The 21,965-nt window shown below is 53.0% G+C and carries 22 protein-coding genes; 16 read left to right on the forward strand and 6 right to left on the reverse strand.

Annotated features, from left to right (window positions below; translation table 11 throughout):
* Nucleotides 1-297, forward strand: coding sequence for a spore coat protein (locus JSQ80_RS13070; protein ID WP_087431742.1), 297 nt, complete (start codon nt 1-3; stop codon nt 295-297).
* A gap of 132 nt (nt 298-429) precedes the next feature.
* On the forward strand, nt 430-714 hold the full coding sequence (locus tag JSQ80_RS13075) for a WGxxGxxG family protein (protein WP_087431840.1): 285 nt from the start codon (nt 430-432) through the stop codon (nt 712-714).
* Between the two features lie 92 nt (nt 715-806).
* Here JSQ80_RS13075 and JSQ80_RS13080 read toward each other — a convergent pair whose 3' ends face one another.
* The gene (locus tag JSQ80_RS13080; protein ID WP_206095577.1) at nt 807-2,444 is read right to left on the reverse strand and encodes an MDR family MFS transporter; all 1,638 of its coding nucleotides are present in this window, start codon (nt 2,442-2,444) and stop codon (nt 807-809) included.
* A 316-nt stretch (nt 2,445-2,760) separates the two neighbouring features.
* Here JSQ80_RS13080 and JSQ80_RS13085 point away from each other — a divergent pair, with 316 nt between their 5' ends.
* From JSQ80_RS13085 to JSQ80_RS13105, 5 genes are all read left to right on the forward strand, one after another.
* A complete protein-coding gene (locus JSQ80_RS13085; RefSeq protein WP_087431740.1) occupies nt 2,761-3,690 on the forward strand; it encodes a TetR/AcrR family transcriptional regulator in 930 nt (309 codons plus the stop codon).
* The gene (locus JSQ80_RS13090; protein ID WP_206095578.1) at nt 3,672-4,409 is read left to right on the forward strand and encodes an energy-coupling factor transporter transmembrane component T family protein; all 738 of its coding nucleotides are present in this window, start codon (nt 3,672-3,674) and stop codon (nt 4,407-4,409) included. Before JSQ80_RS13085 ends, JSQ80_RS13090 begins: the two co-directional genes overlap by 19 nt.
* Before the next feature lie 132 nt (nt 4,410-4,541).
* On the forward strand, nt 4,542-5,150 hold the full coding sequence (locus JSQ80_RS13095) for an ECF transporter S component (RefSeq protein ID WP_206095579.1): 609 nt from the start codon (nt 4,542-4,544) through the stop codon (nt 5,148-5,150).
* Between the two features lie 15 nt (nt 5,151-5,165).
* Entirely contained in the window at nt 5,166-6,791 is a 1,626-nt protein-coding gene (locus tag JSQ80_RS13100) for an ATP-binding cassette domain-containing protein (RefSeq protein WP_206095580.1), read from the forward strand.
* A 53-nt stretch (nt 6,792-6,844) separates the two neighbouring features.
* Nucleotides 6,845-8,395 (forward strand): MDR family MFS transporter, encoded by a 1,551-nt coding sequence (locus JSQ80_RS13105; protein WP_206095581.1) that lies wholly within the window; start codon nt 6,845-6,847, stop codon nt 8,393-8,395.
* 109 nt (nt 8,396-8,504) lie between these two features.
* Here JSQ80_RS13105 and JSQ80_RS13110 read toward each other — a convergent pair whose 3' ends face one another.
* Entirely contained in the window at nt 8,505-8,978 is a 474-nt protein-coding gene (locus tag JSQ80_RS13110; RefSeq protein WP_087431735.1) for a MarR family winged helix-turn-helix transcriptional regulator, read from the reverse strand.
* A 152-nt stretch (nt 8,979-9,130) separates the two neighbouring features.
* Between JSQ80_RS13110 and JSQ80_RS13115 the strand changes: the two genes are divergently transcribed.
* The 4 genes from JSQ80_RS13115 (at nt 9,131) to JSQ80_RS13130 (ending at nt 12,643) form a co-directional block, all read left to right on the forward strand.
* Nucleotides 9,131-10,126: an NAD(P)H-quinone oxidoreductase gene (locus JSQ80_RS13115; RefSeq protein WP_240463652.1), complete on the forward strand. Its 996-nt coding sequence runs from the start codon at nt 9,131-9,133 to the stop codon at nt 10,124-10,126.
* Nucleotides 10,127-10,149: 23 nt separating this feature from the next.
* On the forward strand, nt 10,150-10,848 hold the full coding sequence (locus JSQ80_RS13120) for an ABC transporter ATP-binding protein (protein WP_206095582.1): 699 nt from the start codon (nt 10,150-10,152) through the stop codon (nt 10,846-10,848).
* Complete coding sequence (locus tag JSQ80_RS13125; RefSeq protein WP_206095583.1) at nt 10,848-12,158, forward strand: ABC transporter permease; 1,311 nt, start codon at nt 10,848-10,850, stop codon at nt 12,156-12,158. The genes JSQ80_RS13120 and JSQ80_RS13125 overlap by 1 nt, the downstream gene beginning before the upstream one ends.
* 68 nt (nt 12,159-12,226) lie before the next feature.
* Nucleotides 12,227-12,643, forward strand: coding sequence for a DNA/RNA helicase (locus tag JSQ80_RS13130; protein ID WP_206095584.1), 417 nt, complete (start codon nt 12,227-12,229; stop codon nt 12,641-12,643).
* 103 nt (nt 12,644-12,746) lie between these two features.
* Here the strand turns inward: JSQ80_RS13130 and JSQ80_RS13135 are convergent, their stop codons facing one another.
* Complete coding sequence (locus tag JSQ80_RS13135; protein ID WP_206095585.1) at nt 12,747-14,024, reverse strand: BaiN/RdsA family NAD(P)/FAD-dependent oxidoreductase; 1,278 nt, start codon at nt 14,022-14,024, stop codon at nt 12,747-12,749.
* A gap of 139 nt (nt 14,025-14,163) precedes the next feature.
* Between JSQ80_RS13135 and JSQ80_RS13140 the strand changes: the two genes are divergently transcribed.
* The 5 genes from JSQ80_RS13140 (at nt 14,164) to nadE (ending at nt 18,417) form a co-directional block, all read left to right on the forward strand.
* Nucleotides 14,164-15,921: a two-component system sensor histidine kinase NtrB gene (locus tag JSQ80_RS13140; RefSeq protein ID WP_206095586.1), complete on the forward strand. Its 1,758-nt coding sequence runs from the start codon at nt 14,164-14,166 to the stop codon at nt 15,919-15,921.
* Between the two features lie 36 nt (nt 15,922-15,957).
* Entirely contained in the window at nt 15,958-16,740 is a 783-nt protein-coding gene (locus JSQ80_RS13145) for a hypothetical protein (protein ID WP_206095587.1), read from the forward strand.
* A gap of 63 nt (nt 16,741-16,803) precedes the next feature.
* A complete protein-coding gene (locus JSQ80_RS13150) occupies nt 16,804-16,923 on the forward strand; it encodes a spore protein (protein ID WP_206095588.1) in 120 nt (39 codons plus the stop codon).
* A 160-nt stretch (nt 16,924-17,083) separates the two neighbouring features.
* Nucleotides 17,084-17,518: a BrxA/BrxB family bacilliredoxin gene (locus JSQ80_RS13155; protein ID WP_087431729.1), complete on the forward strand. Its 435-nt coding sequence runs from the start codon at nt 17,084-17,086 to the stop codon at nt 17,516-17,518.
* Nucleotides 17,519-17,607: 89 nt separating this feature from the next.
* Nucleotides 17,608-18,417: an ammonia-dependent NAD(+) synthetase gene (gene nadE / locus JSQ80_RS13160; RefSeq protein WP_206095589.1), complete on the forward strand. Its 810-nt coding sequence runs from the start codon at nt 17,608-17,610 to the stop codon at nt 18,415-18,417.
* Between the two features lie 582 nt (nt 18,418-18,999).
* Here the strand turns inward: nadE and JSQ80_RS13165 are convergent.
* The 3 genes from JSQ80_RS13165 to JSQ80_RS13175 form a co-directional block, all read right to left on the reverse strand.
* A complete protein-coding gene (locus JSQ80_RS13165; protein ID WP_087431727.1) occupies nt 19,000-19,413 on the reverse strand; it encodes a hypothetical protein in 414 nt (137 codons plus the stop codon).
* A gap of 176 nt (nt 19,414-19,589) precedes the next feature.
* A complete protein-coding gene (locus JSQ80_RS13170) occupies nt 19,590-20,945 on the reverse strand; it encodes a Na+/H+ antiporter NhaC family protein (RefSeq protein WP_206095590.1) in 1,356 nt (451 codons plus the stop codon).
* A gap of 96 nt (nt 20,946-21,041) precedes the next feature.
* Entirely contained in the window at nt 21,042-21,905 is an 864-nt protein-coding gene (locus JSQ80_RS13175) for an alpha/beta hydrolase (RefSeq protein WP_206095591.1), read from the reverse strand.
* Between the last annotated feature and the right edge of the window lie 60 nt (nt 21,906-21,965).

A 21,965-nucleotide genomic window follows, 5' to 3' on the forward strand; every position in this document is an offset into this window, starting at 1 on the left:
ATGAATCCGATCGTAGAAAATCTGACGGGTATGAATCCGTTATCCGATCAAGTGATTGCAACCGATATGTTATTGGCATCGAAGTCCGGCATCAAGGACTTGGCTGTTGCGATAACCGAGTCAGCCACGCCTGAAGTCCGCACCGTATTGAAGTCTCATTTGGATACGGCTATCGCCTGTCATGAAAAGCTTACCAACTATATGATGAACAAGGGATATTATCACCCGTACAATGTGAATGAGCAGTTGCAAATCGACATGCAAAGCGCCAATACCGCATTGGGACTTCAGCAATAACATGCATCACCAAATCCAAAGGCACCCAGGAAATTCGGGTGCTTTTGATATATTCATGGCCGTGCCGCATAAGGATTGGATCATATGGGTACTTTACAACTGTGTCCCAATCTTACACCGGAGGTGAAAAAATTGAAAAAACGATTATCAGCTATTTTGTTAATGGCATCCATTTCTATGGTGCTTGCCGTTCCAGCCTTTGCAGTAGATGGTGCCACTTACGATGGCGGTATGAACACCAACGCGAATAATGGTTACAACGCCAACACGACTGGAAATTACAACACAGGCAACGTCAGAACCACCGCTGTAAATGGCAACCGAGGAAACAACTTTGGTTGGCTTGGTCTGCTTGGATTAATTGGCTTAGCAGGTCTGCGCAAAAGAAACGATGAATATTCCGGTCAACGTTCATAAGTTGTAACTTATCGGTACTTAGCGATCCAGAAGTATTATGAAAAGCAAAATGCAACCCAATGACACAGTATAATGTCATTGGGTTGCATTTTTTATGAGTTGGAAGCGGACGCCTGCGGATGCGAATGTCCTTCCATTGAAGCCTTGTCTTCGGCTCCCCGCTTGCTCTTCTTGTTCATTCCGTCACGGGAGATCCGGCCGTTGCCGATGAGCAGCGAGACGAAGATGCCGAGCACGATAAATCCCAATCCGGTCAGAAACACGGTGGAGAAGGAGGAAGCCCATGCTTCCTTTACGGTATCCAGCAGGTTCGTTTTTGCCTCTGCCGGCAGTGGTATTTGATCGCTGTTGATGAGCATTTGATACAGCGTATTCGAGTCGGTGCCGGTCTTCTCCAGGACGGTCTGTGTCATTGCATCCGCGCTTGCCTTGGCTTTGGCTATATTGGTCGCGATGACGGCGTTCATGATGACATTGAACAGCGTCGTTCCGATCGTGCTGCCGATAGAACGAAAGAAGGTCGTTGCCGAGGTGACGGTTCCCAATTTTTCACGCGGAAACGCATTTTGCACGACAATGGTAATAATCGGCATGACAAGCCCGATTCCGAAGCCGAGCACCGTCATGTAGCTATAGGCCGTAAGCTGTGTCGTATGAACGCCCATTGTGCTCATCAGCAGGAAGCCGATGGAGCCGATCAGCATCCCGGCGGCCATTACCGAACGATAAGGGATGCGCAATACGAGGCGGCCGGCGATGACACTTGCGATAATAAGCGCAATCATCATCGGCGTCATCGTGGATCCGGCTTGGGTCGGCGTCACGCCAAGCACGCCTTGCATGAACATCGGCACGAACATGATGGCTCCGAACATGCCGAGACCGACTAGAAAGCCGAGTGCGACGGATACATTGAATACGCGGCTCTTGAACAAGGACATTTCTATAATCGGTTCTTCCGCCCGGCGCTCGACGACAACGAAGAGAATGAACAGCAGCAGCGCGCAGGCAAAGATAAGAATGCTCGTGGCCGAAGTCCAGGCATATTTATCGTGGTTCAGAGACAACCCGAGCAGGAGCAGCACGATGCCTGGAATGAGCGTAAAAATGCCGAGCCAGTCAATGGACACCTTTTTGGTCTTATCCCGCGGCGCATCTACCGCCTTCATCCCGATAAAGATAAGGGCGGTGGACAGCAGCCCGAACGGCACATTAATTAAGAAAATCCAATGCCAGCTGATATTGTCTACGATAAATCCGCCAAAGAACGGGCCGATAACGGAACTGAGTCCGAATATCGCGCCGAAGATGCCTTGCCACTTCGCGCGCTGCTCGGGAGTGAACATCATGCCGATAATCGTCTGCGACATCGGCATGAGCATTCCGCCGCCAATCCCTTGAATAGCCCGGTAAATGATCAACTGCTCCATCGTGGTAGCCGTGGCGCATAGTCCGGAGCCGACTACGAAGATAAGCCAGCCAATCAAATATATAAATCGGCTTCCGAATAAGTCGGCAAGCTTGCCGGCCAGCGGAATAACGGTAGTGGAGCAGATCATATAGGCTGTCGTAACCCATGCAAAGATCGCAAACCCGTTTAAATCTTTAATGATGGTCGGCATAGCCGTGCCAACAATAGTCTGCTCAAGGGAACTGAAAAACATCCCCATTATTAGACCGAATAAAACCATATTGCGACGAGACCGGGTATGGTCATTAGTCATCGTCATTCGCCAATCACCTTGCTTTCGTACAGTATGTTTTTGTTCTTTGCAGTCGCCTGCGGACCTGAGCATCATAACAATGCGACCTCATCATTATCATGCTGAAATTCACAGCTGACTTTCCAGTCAGACCAAATGGCATGTTGATACTATAAATCCCGTTGACCCGAAAGTCAAATGTTTTGTAACTAAAATATTTCTTTCATATATGCACTTGTGGTATGGTTATTTTATTAAAAGAACGCCTCCTTGACTTCGCAGTCATTGACGTATCGGTCAAGTGATCAATGATGTCAGGTCAATCAGGTATGGAGGACATGGCATGGAAGATAAAAAGAGTCAGATTATGGAGACCGCACTTGCGTTATTCGCCGAGAAGGGCTACCATAACACCTCGATTCAAGAAATTGCGGATCGGATTGGCATTGCCAAAGGCTCCGTCTATTCGTTTTTTCGTTCAAAGGAAGAGCTGCTGATTACGATATTCGATCATTATCATCAATTGATGTATGAGATGCTCCGCCATACGCTGACTGAGAATTTGCCCCCGCGCGAAAAACTGGAAAAGCTGATTGGCATTTCATTAGAACAATTCAGGCGCTTTAAGCTGTTCCTGACGATGCAGCGCAAAGAATCGCATTTGCATCAGAAGCGGGAAATTCGCGACATGGTGTTCGAGTTCCGGGCCAAACGTTTTTTTGCTTTCCGGCAAGTTGCAGCCGAAGTATACGGGAAGGAAACGGAGCCATACTGGATCGACCTAGCGACAATCATTAGTGGTATGACCTTTGAGTTCATGAATTATGCGGCGTTTGATCGGAAGAATGTGGACTTTGGCAAAGTGAATCATTTTATTATCAACGTGCTGGATGCGTCTGCGGAAGCGCTGGTGAAGAAGAAGGCGGAACCCGTCTTGACGCTCAGTATGATGAACGATTATATCCGGGCAGGGAAAATCGGCTTGTCGGACGATCAGCAGCATCTGCTGCAGCGAGTGTGGGAACTAAAGGATGCGGTGCTGCAATGTCCCTGCGGCGTCAAACAGCGGGAGGAAGCGGAGCAGGCTTATTCCACTCTGGAATCCGAAGTGCTGCGGGGCAATGCGGGTGGAGTCAATGCGCGCGCAATGGCGCTGTTTCTCGGCTCGTTGCCGGATGAGTCTATTCAGCGGACGGCGAAGCAAGTGCTCGCTGCCTTGCAATCTCCGCGTTGGAGCGAAGGGGAAGGCAACCCATGCGCGCGTGGCTGCTGAACTTGGACCCGATAACGAAAGGGATATGGCTTCTGAGCACTGGCCTTGCCGCGATTGTCACCCTGAATTTGACGTGGCAATCCGCATGGTTCGCGGCAGTGCTTGCGATAGGCCTGTCCGGAGCAGGTTGGCCAATCGGCCGATGGGGCAAGACGCTGCTCTGGCTGCTAGGCTTCGGGCTTCCTCTCTTTCTGTTTCAATGGCTCGTCCTGCCCGGGGAGACGCCATGGCTGCGTGCAGGCGGGCTTGTCTTGACGGCGGAAGCGTGCCGGGACTCGCTGACGCTGACGCTGCGTGCGATGACGCTGTTCCTGTCATCGCTCCTGTATGCCTCCACGACAGCGCCGCGCGATGTGGTCGTGGCGCTGTCGGGTCATATGCGGCTGCCGGACCGCTTTGCGTTCGCGGTCGCGATTGCCCTGCGCTTCGTGCCGCTGCTGACGGAGGAAGCGGCACGCATTCGCCACGCGCAGCGCATGCGTCAGCTGGCGCCTCCGCGCGGGCTCGGCGAGCGGCTGGGCATCGCCCGCCGCTATGGGGTAACCGTGGCGGCGAATGCGCTCCGCCACGTCCAGGAGGTGGCGACCGCGATGGAAGTGAAGCGGTTCGGCGCGGCCGCCACGCGCACGCATTGGCGCAGGCTTCGCTTTACGCCTGCTGGAATTGGCGTCGCGGCTGCCTCGGCCGCGGCGGCGGCCGCGACGTGCTTGTTCGGCTAGGGCAGAGAAAGGGGCCCGTGCCCCGCCCTAGCCTCGCCACATTATTGCTTGCAATTCCTTCATAAGGCTTGTAACGTTAAAATTGGATTATTCCAGAGATAATGTTGTCAAGGAAATGGAGGAATCATACGCATGCAACATGGACCCGCCGAACGATTCTCTTTGCGTTCGTTAACGTTGTCTGAATGGGTGCTGATGGCGCTCTTGGCCGCAGCGAATGGCGTGCTTACAAGCGGATTGTCTTGGGTGAACAAGTTGCTTCATTCTATGGGCGGCCCCATGCTCACGTCATCGATTGTCGGGTTATACATGATATACGGACTGCTTGCGATGTATATTATCCGCAAACCGGGTGCAGCGCTAATGACCTATGCGCTTGGCGCTTGCATTCAGATTCTCGTCGGCACCGCATACGGCGCCTGGTCAGCGATTGCCGCGGCCGCTTGCTATGCAGTCGTGATCGAGCCGCTTTTTTATTTGTTTCAATATCGCCGTTATAATTGGAGCGCCATGTTATTTGTCGGCGCTGCGGCAGTGCCGCTCTGGTTCGTCGTGTCCGCCTTCATGTTCGGGTACATACAGTACGAGTCATGGGTGCTCATCGTGACGTTGTGTATCCGCTGTGTGAGCGGCATGCTGCTCTGCGGCGCGCTTGCGAAAGTCATCGGCGACCGCTTGGCGCCGACGCGGGCGGTCCGTCCCTTTGCGCTTGGCCGCCAATATCGGGAACACCAAGGGTAGGAGGACAACGATCTGATGGGGCAATCTTTAAGCCTGAATGAGGTCATGCGTGCCGAACGCGTGACCTTTACCTATTTAGGAGAGTGCGAGCCAGCGCTCGAAGACTGCAGCTTCCGAATCTATGATGGTGGAATCACGCTTATCGCCGGTGGCAACGGCAGCGGCAAAACAACGCTATGCAAGCTGCTTGCGGGCGCGATGCAGCCATATGAAGGAACGGTTCGCGGACTGATTGATTCGGCACCGGGACACATTGCCCACCCTCCTCTTGTGGGATTCGTGCTGCAGGAGGCGGATGGCCAGTTCGTCATCGGGACCGTCGAAGATGAGCTTGCCTTTGCGCCCGAGAATTTGGGCCTGCCGCGCGATGTCATTGGCAAGCGGGTGGAAGAGCAGCTGCATCGAGCAAGCCTTGCTTCGCTGCGGCATCGGCAGGTGCATCAGCTGTCCGGAGGGGAAAAGCAACGGACGGCAGCCGCTTCGGTATTGACGTTGGAACCCGACGTCCTCATTATGGACGATGCGTGGAGCCATATGGATGCGTCGGCTCGCCGACAGTTGGAGGAATCGCTGCAAGCTTGGCATCAACCAGGCCGTACGCTCATTTTGGCCGTATCGCGGTTGGACGATATGGATTGGAGCTGGTTACGCGATGCGCAGCTCCTGCTGCTTTGCGATGGGCGAATTGTTTTCGACGGCCGACCGGCTGGGCTGCAGAGCGGTCAGACTGAGAGGCCGGCAACAGAGGACGCCTCCGATTGCCATAACCTTGCTGCCCTAGGCCGCAAGGCGGGAGTGCTTCCTTCCAGATCCGTCTCTATGCCGCACAACGCGACGAAGGGCCATGTGCGACCCGGCAATGCGGTAACTGAGTGTGCAGCGGAGCACGCATGTCCTTCAGATGAGGCTGGAGTGTTGCTCGAAACATCCGGGCTCCATTTCCGCTACCGGCACCGCGCTCATTCTAGTTCGTCACGTGAATATGCGCTCCACAATATCACTTTTCGGCTATGGCGAGGGCAGTGCGTCATTATGCACGGTCCGAACGGTTCGGGGAAATCGACCCTTTTCCGCATACTAACGGGAGGAATGCCATCCAAGGCTGGGTATGCGAGCGGAACCGTCATGCTGGAGGGTCGTCCGTACTCGCAATGGTCGACTTATGATCTTGCAGGGCGCATCGGCTTTGTCCCCCAATATCCGGAGAACGGCTTGTTCGCCGATTCGGTGGAGGAAGAGATTCGCCATGCCGTTCAAATGGCGCTGCGCAGCAGACGTTCACGCCACATGGGCGGCAGCTGCATGACAAGCCAGACTCTTGATAATCAGGTGGAGACATGGCTTGATCATTACGACTTGAGTTCGGTTCGGCACCTTCACCCGCATGACCTGCCCACCGGAGCAAAGCGTCTCTTAAGTCTCGTTTTGGCCGTTATCCATGATCCGCCCATCCTGCTGCTGGACGAACCGACTGCATCGCTTGATGTCCGCCACGCCGAGGCGGTGCGCGATTGGTGTCTCACACAAGCGGGGAAGGGGCGGGCGCTTATCGTGGCAACACATGACCCTATTTGGGATCAGAGGCGGCATTCGTGTTTGAGACATGCATATATGGATAGAGGGAATCTTACAGTTGATTAATATCAGTTTTTGAACAGCCTCTATAAGTATAGAGATGGAAAGGAAGGACTTTCATGGGCAATGCAACTTCCATGCAAGCGGGACGCAGCCGTAAATTGGTAACCCTGGCGCTGCTGCTGTCTACATTTCTTGCAGCTATCGAAGTGACGGTCGTCAGCACCGCCATGCCGAAAATCGTATCCGATTTGGGCGGTCTGCAACTAATAAGTTGGGTATATGCCGCCTATTTGCTGACGACGGCTGTATCGACGCCGCTGTTTGGCAAAATGGCTGACTTATATGGACGCAAGAAAATTTTTATTTTCGGTTCGGCCTTGTTCGTTGCAGGCTCCATGCTCTGCAGTTTGTCGATGAACATGACGCAGATGGTCATTTTCCGCGCGATTCAAGGGATCGGCGCCGGAGCCGTGCTCCCGGTCACTTTTACGATTGTGGCGGACATTTACACGTTTGAGGAGCGGGCCAAGATTCAGGGGCTGTTCAGCTCCATATGGGGGATTGCGGGGCTGGTAGGTCCGCTGGTCGGAGGATTTTTCGTCGATTCGCTGTCCTGGCATTGGATATTTTTCTTTAACGTTCCTTTTGGCATCGTATCGGTCTGGATGATTATCGTCTGCTTCAAAGAGAAGGTGGAGCGAAAAGACAAGCCGGTAGACTATGCAGGCGCTGCTACGTTTACAATTGGGATGACCGCATTCTTGTTTGCAATTATAACCGGAGGACAGAGCATTGCTTGGAATTCGCCGTGGATGGTGCTATTGCTCGGAATCGCCGCTGTTTTTCTCGTCATGTTCTACTTTATTGAAGTCAAAGCGCCGGAACCAATGGTGCCGTTTCAGCTGTTTCGCATTCGAGACATCGCCGTATCGAATTTGGTCGGGTTTTTGGTCAGCGGCGTTCTCATCGGGATCAACTCCTATTTGCCGCTCTGGATACAAGGGGTACTCGGGAAAAATGCGACAAGCTCCGGCCTGTCCTTGACGCCGATGTCAATCGGCTGGCTCATTGGTTCGATTATTGGCGGGCGGATGCTCATTAAGAGCGGAGCGCGCTTGACCTCTTCCATAGGGATGACCTTCATCGTCATTGGCTCCATATGGTTGACCATGATTACCGGGGCGACATCGGTGTGGGTGATCGTTGCGCTGATGACCATATCCGGCCTTGGCTTCGGTTTCTCGATTACCGTCTTTACGATCATCGTCCAATCATCCGTGGAATGGAACATGCGCGGGGCTTCGACGGCGCTGAATACGTTCGTGCGAACGTTGGGTCAGACGCTTGGTATTGCGGCCTTCGGCACGTTCTTGAATGCCCGCATTGCCTCGCTGGTGAGCACGGCGGGACCGGAAATTGCCGCGAAGATTTCAAGCGACGATCTGAACAATTTGTTGAACCCCGAGAGCGCAAGCAAGCTGGCTCCGGACGTGATGAGCATTTTGCGCGAGTATTTGGAAACGGGGCTGTCCAATGTATTCGCCGTTATGGCGGGGATCGCAATCATTTGCTTCGGGTGTACGCTGTTGATGCCGAAGTCGAAAACAGGCAGAGGCACGACTCAACCAGGCAACAATCCAAGCTCGGCAAGCCATTCCGCTTCATAATGAATGCAGCCGCGCCGCCATGAGGCGGGGGGGAAGGAACTGGATACTTGCCCGTATAACGAAGAAGAAACGGCGAATAGGACTTATTCATCTGCCGTTTCTTCTTCGATTAAGAGCCTTTCTTCGTGATGAGACTCAATTTTTCTGCTTGAATACCCAATTTCTTAAGCAACGAAATGGCTTGTTCCTTTTCTTCCAAGGTCAGTCCGCTCATGGCGCGCCGCAGCGTCTGCGCTTGCTTGGGGAACATGGCATTCATCTCTTCGTGTCCTTTATCGGTCAACTCCGCGAAGATGACGCGGCGATCTTTGGCGCAAGGATGTCTGCGAAGCAGGCCGTTGCGCTCCAGCTTGTCGATGACATAGGTGACGTTGCCACTTTGCAGCAGGAGCTTTGCCCCGATTTGTTGTATAGGCTGAGGTCCTTTATGGTGAAGCATTTCTAATACAGCAAAATCAGTAGGGTTGAACCCTTCCACTTTACATCCCGCGGCGGAATGGTCTGCGACACTCTTGAAAGCCTTGGAAAAGACGCGGAACAGATGCAGCGATGTTTCGGTCTCGCGATCGATTCGCTCAGACATTCGAATCCCACCTTATTAGATTAGTTACGTAGTAATCGTATAACGGAAGCTGACATGACTAAAATATCATTTATCACAATTGTGAAAGAAAGAACAAAAAAATTTTAAAATGTTCAAATTCTTTTCATAATGTAAAAAGGAGGCGGAACGAGTTGAAGCACGATGGGTACGCTGAAATGATCGCTTGTCAAGTCGGAGAACAACAGAGACTGTATTGGGGGGTATGGAACAAACCCTTATTGAAGCCCGGGGAACTGCTTGTCCGTATTTACGCTACGGCCCTGAACCGGGCAGATTTGCTGCAGAAGCGCGGCAAATACCCGGTTCCGGAAGGGGCTTCGCCCATATTGGGGCTGGAAATGTCAGGTGTCGTTGAAGCCATCGGCGAAGGCGTTTCCGGTTGGAGCATAGGCGAACGGGTATGCGCGCTGCTTCCGGGAGGCGGCTACGCCCAATACGCGGCCATTCCTGCGGACATGGCGATGCGCGTTCCCGGCAATATGACGCTGGAACAGGCGGCTGCCGTGCCGGAAGCCTATTTGACGGCGTACTTGAATCTATTTCAGCTTGGACATTTGCAAGCAGGGGAATCGGTGCTCATCCACGCCGGCGCAAGCGGAGTGGGGACGGCCGCGATTCAGATCGCCCGCGCTGCGGGTGCGCGTGTGGCCGCAACGGCGGGCTCCGAGGAGAAGTGCGAAGTAATCCGGCAGCTCGGTGCCGGGCTCGCCATCAATTACCGCAAGGAGCCGCTTGCCGAGTCCGTGCTGCATTGGACGGCACAAAAAGGAGTTCAATTGGTGCTCGATCCGGTCCTTGCGCCGTATTGGAAGGAACATCTTCGATGCATGGCAATGGACGGTCGTCTCGTGCTGATCGGCACGCTCGGCGGCTCCAAGGTCGAGGTTGATTTTATGACGGTCATGCTGCGCCGGCTGCAGATTATCGGCAGCACGCTCCGCGGTCTTCCGCTTGAGCGCAAGGCCCGGCTAACGGCCGAGTTCGCCGCCTTTGCAATGCCGCTGTTCGAAGCAGGGCAATGTATGCCTGTCGTGGATTCGGTCTGGCAGCCTGATCAAATAAATGAAGCACATGAGCGTATGGAACGTAATGAAAATGTAGGGAAATTGGTGTTAATCGTGCCATAAGGCTGGGGAAGGGGAAATTCCTCTTGATAATTTTGGATACAACTATTAAATCGGCAGGATACGATAAAGGCGAAGCCAAAATACACGACATTGCCTTTCAGGTCGAGGCCGGCCAATTAGTCGGATTAATCGGACCGAACGGTGCGGGGAAGAGCACCACGATCAAGTCGATACTTGGAATTATGCGTGACGTGCACGGAACCGTGCAAATCGGCGATGGCAAGGGGACCTATGCATATGTTCCGGAACAGCCGGTGCTGTATGATTCCATGACACTGTGGGAGCATCTGGAGCTGGCTGCGGCAGCGCATGAGCTGCCGCCTGGCGAGTTCGAAGCGCGAGCAGAGGAGTTGCTGTCGGAGTTCCAAATGACGGAGCAGAAGCATCATCTGCCTACCAGCTTCTCCAAAGGAATGCAGCAGAAGCTGATGCTTATCATCGCCTTCCTGCTGCGCCCTTCTCTCTATATCGTGGACGAGCCGTTCGTGGGATTGGATCCGCGCGCGACCCGACGTTTTCTCCGAATGCTTGACAAGGAACGACAGCGCGGGGCAGGCGTGCTGATGAGCACGCACGTGTTGGATACAGCCGAGCGCGTGTGCGATTCTTTCGTGCTCATTCATCAGGGGCGGATTGTTGCCCGTGGAACATTTGAAGAGGTGCGGCAGACATGCGGATTGCCCGAGGGGACATTGTTTGATTGCTTTGAGGCGCTTACCTAATGGCTAAGCAGCGCTCAATTGGAGCGATGGAACCATGGACGCTGGCTGCCCGTCGTTTGAAGACGAATGCCGTCTATCAATGGAAGGCGCTGCGCACCGTATTGGATTGGACGGTATGGCTGTATATCGTCATTCCGCTGCTGCTGCTTGGGCTGAAGTTCTACTATAATTGGTGGACGGATCCGTTGCCCGCCTCGTGGATTGCCGGGCCGTACATCCTCTATCTCCTGCCCTGTATATTGCCCGTCATTATGGGGATGGTGCATACCTGGTCGGAAGGGGGAGACATTTTATTTCTGCGGCAAAAATCGACATGGTGGAAACGGTTGGTTCTATTCGGATTTCTCGGCTACACCATTCGCAGTGTGCTGTTCACCGGCTTCGTGCTGCTCATCGTCTCGCCATGGCTCTTTCGCGGATATGGCTTGCCCATTGCTATACTGTTAAGCTTCGGCCTTAGCGTCAGCGTATTGTCCGTTCTGACTGCATTGCTGCGCAATCGCGTTCATGTCACATTTGGCGGTTGGCGTCGATGGGGGATGTCGTGTATCGTTGGCCTTCTGTCCGTTGGGGCATTCGGCTTTTCATTGTACTTGCTGCAGCTGCACTATTTGCTCCAGCTTAGCTGGGCCGCCATACTCGCGGTCTCTGCTATCCCGCTTTTGCTATGGCGTCTGAACGCGCGGCATACGTTCGACCGGGACGTCGAGCTGGAAGGGGAAATGAAGCTGCGCTTGACAGCCTTGCTGCTGTCCCGCAGCGTAGACAAGCCGACGCGGAGCAAACGTAAGCGCCCGCTCCTATTTCCGAAATCCGGCTATTTTATGAAGCGAAAACATGGCGGTCAGCAAATCGGCGCAATTGCCGTCAAATCATTGCTGCGCAGCAGGGCTCATCTGCTCTTTTATATTCAGCTTACCATGGTTGGTCTTGGAGCTTCGTTCGCAGCTTCCCGGTTCGGGCTCTTTCTCATTGTTGTGCCTGTATTGTACATCATACTCAGTTACTGGCTCAGCATGTATTGGCGGGAGTTCATTGAAGGCGATGTCCCTGCCATGTTCTCATTCCGTTCCGAGCAGCTCCATAAAGCGGCACAGCATATGGTGAAGGTGCTTTGCGCCGTTCCTGGAGCGTTATGGGCATTTGCCGGGGGCATAGCTGCGACGGCGCCTCTCATAAGCATCGGCTGGGCGGCAGCCGGAGGTCTGGCAGCGGCGTATATCGGAGGCATTGTCATTATGATGACCGGTTGGAAGGAGAAGCGCAAACAGGCGGAATCCGAACCCGCAGACGATAAGCCAGGCCAATAATGTGCAGGGTATGTTCCTCTTCAACTCGGGCATATTAACGAATAACTCACCGAATAGGAGGAACGAGTATGCCAGAAGCTGCCATTCGGTTCCGGTTCACGGATGCCGCAAGTGCCATGTTGGCATTTGATACGTTGGAGGAATTGGGATACACCCCTGCATATGACGGAGATAGCCATACGGAACTTCATGTGCATGTGGAAAAAAGAGATCTCACGTCAGCGCTCGAGATTGCGGAGGCGCATGGCGGACAGCTTGTAGAGGAAGCGGACTTAACCGAAGTGTCCCTTATGAATCAGGCTTACGGCATGGACTTGATTCCGATTCCGGCCCATGTCGTTAATGAAGATTGGGCTGACGATGATCGTTATGCAGTCAGGAATCGCGCTCCGAATCATGACGACTTGTCGCATCGGGACGAAGAGGCATTCGGTTGGATCGATGACGAGACGACCAATCAATTTCCGGGCGGCATTCATATCTGAGTCGCTGAAGTTACGATAATCATCTTTCAAAGTTTGTTTATGAAATAAGGGCAGTTCCGCTAATTTCCCCGGGAGGGGGAGCGCGGACTGCCCTGTTTGCTCGTTATTCGCGATATTCATGTACGGCTTGCGCCGCGTGCTTGCCGGCTGTATAGCCTGTCGCAAAGGCCGCAGTAATGTTGTACCCGCCTGTGTAGCCGTGAATGTCCAATATTTCTCCGCAAAAGAACAGCCCGTTCATTTTCCGGGACTGCATCGTCTTCGGTTCTAGCTCCTTCAGGTAGACTCCGCCTCCAGTTACGAATGCTTCTTCCAGCGAGAGGGTTCCGTTCACTTTGATCGGAAATGCTTTCATTAGACGGCATAAATCCTGCCAAGGCTGCTTCGGAATATGATCGTAGGTTACCGCGTCATCGATTCCTGCTTGCTGCAACAGAATCGGGATGATGCGCTCGGGCAGCAGCAGCTTGAGTACGTTTTTTATGGCCTTCTTCGGTTCTTGCGCGCACAGCTGCAAAGATTGATGTTCAAGCTCGGCCAGAGATAGATCAGGGTGAAGATCGATCGTCAAATTGACGGTCTCGCGTCCCGAACGCTTCAATTGCTTGACGACGAATTGGCTGCAACGAAGCGCAGTCGGTCCAGATATGCCGAAGTGAGTAAATAGCAGATCACCCTCGTGTTCAACCGCTTTTTTGCCCTTCTCATTCCATACTGTGACCCGGACGCCGCGCAGCGACAGTCCTTGCAGCAGCTTCTCCCGGATGAAGTAAGCATTCGAAGTAAGCGGCACCTCGGTCGGATACAATTCGGTTATCGTATGGCCTGCTGCCGTGGCCCAAGCGTACCCGTCGCCGGTGGAGCCCGTATGGGGTACCGACTTGCCGCCGGTTGCTACAATGACAGCGTTGCTGTACAGCGTAGCCCCGTTTTTGAAACGTACGCCTTGCACCGCTCCTTCTTGATACAATACGTCTGCAACCGGCTGATTGACAAGTATCGTGACGCCAAGTCGGCGCACCTCGCCGATCAATGCTTCGACTACTGTCTTGGCTTTATCTGAAACTGGAAACATCCGTCCGTTATCTTCTTCCTTCAAAGCAATGCCCAGACCTTCAAAAAAACGGATAATATCCCGATTATTAAAGTGGGCGAAAGCGCTGTGTAAAAACCTTCCATTTCCCGGAATGTGTCGAATTAATTCATCTTGATCTTTGTTGTTAGTCACATTGCACCGTCCGCCGCCGGAGATGGCGAGCTTGCGTCCGAGCTTGTCCCCTTTGTCGACAAGGACCACGCGCCCGCCGTGTTCAGCGGCTGCGATGCAGGCCATCAGGCCGGAAGGGCCTCCGCCGATGACGATAATATCCGTTTGTTCCATAACGTTCTCCTTCATTAATTGTTCTTACTTTATTGTAACGCAAAAATCGAAACTTGACGAAAAGGAAGTGTTGCTCCATTGTTAATAAAGAATGATATATCCATTGCATCTTTACCTAACTTTATAGAGGAGATATAACATGTACGTGGCCCTCAAGGAAACCCTGCTGCAAGTTCTCATTGCTTGTATTCCGGCGTTCTCTTGGCAGCTCTGCTCCATCAAGCCGGAGCGAGCGGCGCGAGCGCCGGTTATTACTGGACTGACATCTGCTTTATCCGTATTTCTTTGCATGGTGTTCTCATTTTATATGGATACGGCGCAACCCTTTGATTTCCGGTTGCTTCCGTATATGCTCGGGATTTGGTACGGAGGTTACCGTATCGGGCTTGTCATCGCCTTGCTCTACCTGATCATGGTGTTCGGCTTTCAAGGATTTCAACAGCCGCAAACGATTTGGGGCGATGCGCTTATTTATTTAACGCCGTTTATTTTTGCTTTCATTAATAAATTCCGGCAATCTGGATTGCGGATGCGCCTATTTATTTTTCTTGCCTTTTCCTTGCTTGGTATTCTGCTTTATTACGGTTTTTATGCAACCGCTTCACCGCATGAAAAGATATTTTCCTTCACCGATTGCAAAATGATGCTGTTCATGGCTATGTTCGCTATCGCATTTCTGGTTACCGCCAGCCTGCTCATTTATTTGATTGAAGAAACGCGGGAGAAGGCTTTTTTGCAGCAAGGATATCAGACGGTCTCCCGGCGGTACCGGGAAGAAGTCGAGAAGGTTAGTCAAATATTGAATACAGCGCCGCTGTGCGTAATTGCTATTGATATCGAAACGAGAATTACGGCACTTAACGATAAAATGATTGAAGGAATCCTGTTGCAGGTGCCCAATGTCACACGGGCTGATTTAATCGATCGGCCGCTAAGCGAATTGCTGCAGAAGATGGGGGACAATCCGAATCAGTTCATCATTCTGGAGGGGGCTCTGCAAGGGGGAATCGTGGACGGGGAAGTAGCCCGGTTCGGAGATCGGGAGTATTACATCCTTGCCAATGCCATTCGAAGTCAGGAGACGGGAGAAGTCGTCGGGGCAGTCGGCATGGCGCACGATATCACGGAGCTGACCCAACTGCGCACCGAAATCGGCAATATGGAGCGGCTTCATCTGGTTGGGCAAATGGCTGCGAGCATTACTCATGAAATCCGCAATCCGATGGCTGTTATTCGCGGTTTCATGCAGCTGATGCAAGAGAAGAGCCCTGATAATTTGCAAAATTATTTTCATATCGTAATGGATGAGATTGACCGGGCGAACGGAATCATTAATGATTTTTTGGCGCTGGCACAAAATCGAATCGTAGAGAAGGAACAAGTCCATCTTCACGATATCATTCACCAGCTCTCTCCGCTGCTCTGGGCGGATGCGAACCTCCGCGGTCAGCAAATCGTATTCCGGCTCACCGAATACGATTCTATTCCGACGCTGTACTTAAATACCAAGGAGATGAAGCAGCTCATTCTGAACTTGGCGCGGAATGCGATGGAGGCGATGGAAGCCTCTGATACGGAGGGGGTGCTGACTTTAGAAACGGTACTCGTTCCGCAAGGCGTCCAGCTTCGGGTGCGCGATACGGGACCGGGCATTCCTCAGGCAGAGCTGGAGAAGCTGTTCGAGCCTTTCTACACGACCAAATCAAAAGGAACGGGGCTCGGCCTGCCTTTGTGCTTGAGCATTATGGAGCGGCATAAGGGGACGATCGAGGTATTCAGTTCGGATGAAGGAACCGTCTTTGAAGTGACGTTCCGGTTACATGCCGACGATTCGGAGGGGAGTTGCCCATCACTCAATGATGCTAAGGCCCCCGCAACCGCATTGAACCTATCGTAAACGTTCGTTATGATGGAGCATATGGGGGGGAGCCGCATGAATGTGCTTCAAATCGGAAATGTAACAATCAATTGGGAGTTGTTTGTCAGCTTTGCCTCTTTTCTGATTGCGGTCTTGATCATTTCACTTCGCTCACGCATGGAAGGGCAAGCTTTGCGTCATTATACCGACTGGGCGCTTACGGTAGCAGTTCTGTTTATTTTGAACGAAAAGCTCGGATTTCTTTGGGATTCCCCATCAATTATATGGCAGCAGCCGCGCACGCTGCTTTACTTGAACGGAACTTCAGCGAACGGCACTATGCTGCTCCTGCTGGGAATAGCCGTATGGACGACTATATATGTGCATAAAGGCAATCTTTCATATAAGGTGCTGTTGGATCTGTTGGCTCACGGGATATTTACGTGGATTGCCGCCTATGGCTGGATCTACACGCTGAACGGGGCTAATGCCCCGGGCTTTACGCCGCTGCCATTGCCAAGCGGATTTACGGCTCACGGGCTGCCTCCGGCGGAAACATTGGCCTGCCTCGTTCTGCTCGCCGGTATGTGGGTGCTCCGCCGCCCGTTGGGCACACTGGCGGATGCCCAGCTTGGCTTTCTGGCAGGAGGAAGCCTCGGCATGCTGGGCAGCTACTTCAAGCCGTACGATTCGCTCTGGCTTGGATTGGGAAATGAGCAATGGCTGTATGCCGTCATGTTGGCCGCAGGCTATGTCGCTGTGCGCCACCGTGAACAGATGCAGCGGCAAGATTCGGCAAGACCAGTTGCACATGAACGGGCTGAACCGGAGCCGGAGGCTGACGAGCAGACCTTATGAAAGGATAGGCTTCCCTTTCCTTGCGCATAATAGAAGCGACATAGCGGAAAGGAGGCCCATGCGATGAACAGTCAAGACTCGAAAGCGCAGGAGCGTCAAAAGGAAGAAAACCGTAAGAACAAGTCTGACGGAAACATTGTCGTAGATAAGAAGTTGGATGGACCTAACCGTCCTTCCACGTAACGGTTATGGGGTTATGCGAGGGACAGCGAAGATTCCGATCGCGGGATCTGCGGCTTTCCCTTGCTTTACGTCGCCGCAAATGGTTAAATATTTAACGATAGCTTATATCGCAATAAATCTATCAACGGAATTATTTTTATAAGGTAAGGAGTGAGCACTGATGTCCATGTCTTTTGAGCAATATATGAGTGATATGGTTCAGCCAATGCGCGACGAGCTAACTTCCATCGGCTGTGTTGAGCTGCGTACAGCAGAGGAAGTGGAACAACAATTGCCTGCAGCGAAGGGCACCGCATTGGTTGTCGTGAATTCGGTATGCGGGTGTGCGGCTGGACAATGCCGTCCAGGCGTGCGTAAAGCGCTGGAACACGAGGTGACACCGGATCATTTGTTCACCGTGTTTGCCGGTCAAGACAAAGAAGCGACGGCGAAGGCCCGCGAATACTTCGCGCCGTTTCCTCCGTCTTCTCCATCCATCGCATTGATGAAGGATGGCGAGTTGGTGCATTTTATTGAGCGTCATAGTGTAGAAGATCGCTCGGCGGAAGATATCGCAGCAGATTTGAAGGCTGCATTCGATCGCTTCTGCCGTTAAGAAGACGAAAAGCATGCACTGATAGCCCCGCGCCGTTATGGTGCGGGGATTTTTACAAAGAGCAGCAGGAATAGGAAGGAGACGAGACGATGAGCTTACAACAAGACATAGTGAAGCGATTCGGCGTACAACCGCAAATTGATGTGAATGCAGAAATCCGCAAGCGCGTGGACTTTTTGAAGCGATATGTGAAAAATTCCGCAACGGCGGGACTTCTCATTGCGATTAGCGGCGGAATAGACAGCGCGGTCGTTGCCGGTTTGTGCAAGCAAGCGACGGATGAGCTGACGAACGAGTCGGGACAACAATATATGACACTTGGCGTGTTTCAGCCGTTCGGCAATCAAGCGGACATTTCGGACAGCTATGCCGTGGCGCAAGCGTTTGGACTCAAGCATACGGTGGAGACGAACATTGAAGATGCGGTGAACGAGGTGACGCTTGAGGTGGAGCAAGGCTTCAAGCAATTGAACCAGCCGCGCCACCTCAGCATTCCGGGCAAAGGGAACGTGAAGGCGCGCGTCCGCATGGTGACGCAATACGCTCTTGCCTTTGACTTGAATTTGCTTGTCGTGGGCACGGATCATGCATCCGAAGCATTAACCGGGTTCTATACGAAGTGGGGCGACGGCGCCGTGGATATTACGCCGCTATCTTCACTCAACAAACGTCAAGTTCGCCAATTGGCAGCTCATATGGGCGTTCCAAAGAGCGTGATCGACAAGGTGCCGACGGCCGGTCTGTGGGAGGGCCAGACAGACGAGAAGGAGCTCGGCATTTCCTACGACCATAATAGCGACTATTTGGAAGGCAAAGACGTGCCTGATGATGTGCGCGAGAAAATCGAGCGCCAATACCGCAAGACTGAACACAAGCGCTCGCCCATACCTGGAATTTAGCCAGTGCTGCGTGCCGCACCCTGGAGGCTTTGACAAAAGCTTCGGGGTGCTTTCTTTTTTTGCTATGCTGTGCTGTGCAAGCAAGAGGGCGCTATCATGCTGGGCTGTTCTACCCTTCGTATTATCCTTTGCTCAATCCCCCCTTTCCTCAGAAGTACGCTTATTTTTGTTAACGGGGTGCCGTCTGAACATCCAGGTTCCTTCCTTTTGCTCAATCTCCCCTTCCGTCAGAAGCTGTTTTCTTTTGTTAATTGGACCGCAAACGTAAAATATCCAAAAGGGACCAATGCGAGGCATTACTCCTCTTTTTCCGTTTTTCCTGAATGAAGGGGAGAACGGGCATAAGCGAAGAAATACGATAGGTTTGTCCCGTCAGAGCCAACTCAATCCGCTAGTGGCAATCACTGAACTACATTTTGCCGGGGTTGGTGACATTGGATTTCATGCCGTGCTTTGCACTCTTGCCGCTCCTGGTGAAAACAGTGCGGTTTAAACACTAACTATACAAAAAAAGGTGAAGCAGAAGTGATGTCTGCTCCACCATATTTTTTTGGTGCTATTATTTTACGAAGTCTGATATGGTTATACTGCCTGAGGCATGCCGACGGTTGATTCGCGGGAGAACAATGCTGTCAATCGAGGACGCTGCTCTGGTGAAGCGCATTGCTCGGAGATTAGCTTGCATGCGAGGCTGCATGCTTGTTCCATAGCCGCCTCGGAGCCGGCCGTAACGAGCAGGCCGCGTGAGTCAACATAGGCAATCAGCATCTCGTCCGCACGGAGGGTGCTCTTCAACCGCAGCGGAGATTCGGGATGATTCAATTCCTCTTGACTGTAGATCAGGATACTGTGCTCGGGAAACAGGGCGGGTTCAACAAACCGGACATGGCACTGTTCCACGGAATGCCTTGTAAGCGATACCAACAATTGCTGCAACGCGAAGATGGATTGCTGCCTTGCAATGCTTGTGCTCGGGGCCGAATAAATGGTTGTCATATGGTATCCTCCTTGCTGCTTGCTGTCCTCCCAGACAACGGCATATCTGAAAGATTACCCGTATTTTATCAGAATGAAACAAAAAACAAGCGAACGGAATGTGGCACATTTGCGAAATTTGAGCACATGAAAAGGCCCTTATCCCGTTCTAGCTTCCGGCGTCCGGTCCGCCGCGTCTAGCTCGAGAGAGAAGAGGCGCGGCGGACAGTGTGCGAGCGGCGTTGATTCAAGCAAGACACGAGCAGCGTCCACAGCGGGATGCTCCATAAGAAGGCGGCATAGGGAGCATATGAATGAACCGGAACGTTCAATATGGTGCCGCACAGCACGGCCAGCATATTCCAAGGGATTATGGCCGCGAAGACAAGCGCGGTATCAGCCACGACCCGGGATAGTTGCTCCTTCGGGAACCGCTCGGACCAGAGCGGGAGCACGCCTCGTCCCGCCATCATGATTGGAAGTGTCTGCGTACAGGAGACGAGGGCCAGCGCGAGTCCGTATAGACCGACTCGGGCGGTCGCTCCGGACATCGAAGTGTTCTCTCCGATAAAGGCGGCCATATAGGGTTCCAGACTTCGCGTCGATTCCAAAATTCCATTAAACGCCCCGGCCAGCGCGATTAACAAGACAAGCTCAATGACTGGCAGCACCCCCTTCGTATGCAGAGAAGGAAGCGCGGCATTTTCGTATCCGAAGAGCATCCCATTCAGCCAGGCGGATGGTTCCGTTCCTTGCAGCCAAGAGCCGATAATGATCGCCGTCACGCTGGCCAGCATGAAGGCATAACGCGTTTTCCAACGCAGCACAATCGCAACGACTAAAGCCGCAGCGGGTGCAATGAGCCACGGACTGAAGGTGAAACTGCTGCGGAACGCCTCCATTCGCAGCGCTTCCGCTGGCACCGACCAGCCTCCTGCGATGTCACACAACACAAAGATAAACGTGGCGGTCGCCAAGCCGAGCAGTGTCGTGGGCACAAACGCCGGATATTGGCGTCCGACGGTCGTTCCGGCCGAATCGGCGACGAGGCGATGCGTGCTCGAAAACGGAGAGGTGCGGTCTCCGACGAATGCTCCCGAGACTAGCGCCCCGGCCATTAGCGGCAACGGCACTCCGGCGATTGCCGCTACCCCCATCATCGGAATGCCGACGGCGCTAAGCGTTCCGGTCGATGTGCCTAGCAACATGGAGAAGAGGGCTGAGAACCAGAACGTCAGGGTTGTCATGAAGGCGGGAGCAATCCACTGCAATCCTTGTTCGATCAGGTACGGAATCGTGCCGCTCAAGGTCCATACCGGTATCATCAGTCCGACCATAATGAGAATCCAGATGACCTCTATCGTATGCTTGGCGCCTTCGCGCATGTACCTGAAAAGAACGGGCCAAGCAGTGCCTTGCCGCCGAGAAAGGGCAGTCAGGCTTATAAAGCCGGCGGCAAAGCCAATAATAAGCGGGATATGCAATAAATAAGCTGCGGCAAGTCCCGCAATCGTTATCAAAATGACGGTGATTAATTGGCGCTTCGTTAACATGACGGTAAAGCATCTCCTGTCTTCATGTCGCTGATGCAGTTGATGCAATTCGAAGGTGCGGTATGAATTGGCAAAGTATGCGATGATGACATGCAGCTAGCGGGACTGGGCTTGCAGCCAACTGGCCGTGGCATCCAGCGCCGCTTCCAATTCCGGAGTCGTGCCTCGGAATGGGTGAACGGCGTTAAAGGTGTGTCCGCCGCCTTCAATCGTAATCCATTCTGCTGCCGGGTAACTCGCAACGAGACGGGCCGATCCGTCACGGAGGCCTGGCAGGTCATCCGAGCCTTGAATGAGCGCCATAGGAAACGAGGCGGAGGCTACACGGCCGATCAGGTCATATCGTTCGCGGTTGGCTTCCAAGTCTTCAAGCATGACACGGTCAAGCGGCAGCGCTTCGCCGGTGCGCGCATTGACGACCTTCGAACGCCCGGATGTCCGCATCTCTTGCTTCTGCTCGGCGGTGAACAAATCCATATTGGTTACACCGTTCCATGTAATGACGCCTGCGATTTCCTCTGGATGTTCGAGCGAATAGAGCAGGCTGCTTGCTCCGCCGCGGCTGTGTCCCAGCAGGTAGACAGGCGCTTCCGGGCCGATGTGACAGCCGGGAGCGGCCTGCTGCAACCATTGATTGAAGTCCCCGCTGCCAATCCACTGAAGCAAAGCAGTCAGATCCTCCTGCTCCCGCTCATACGTGTTGACGGCAAAGCGTTCGGGCTCATCAAAGCGGTCGAGCGATGGACCGACACCGTTATATGTAAAATTGAAGGTGATCGTGAGCAGGCCGCTTCGCTCTGCCAACTGTTCCGCCGCATAGGGGAACATGCCCCAGTCTTTAAAGCCTTTGTAGCCGTGAGCGATAATAAGCACGCCCTGCTTCTTCTGCTGCTCCGGAATAAATACATCGCCGCGCAGCGTACGATGTTCCTCCCAGCTTTTTTCAAAAGAATGTCTCATTAATCCTACCTCCTTGCTAGTACAATATTCACGCCTCATTGTAACATAGAACATCTGCAA

The organism is Paenibacillus apiarius, from assembly GCF_017052585.1.
In the GTDB taxonomy this organism is placed as follows: Bacteria; Bacillota; Bacilli; order Paenibacillales; family Paenibacillaceae; genus Paenibacillus_B; species Paenibacillus_B apiarius.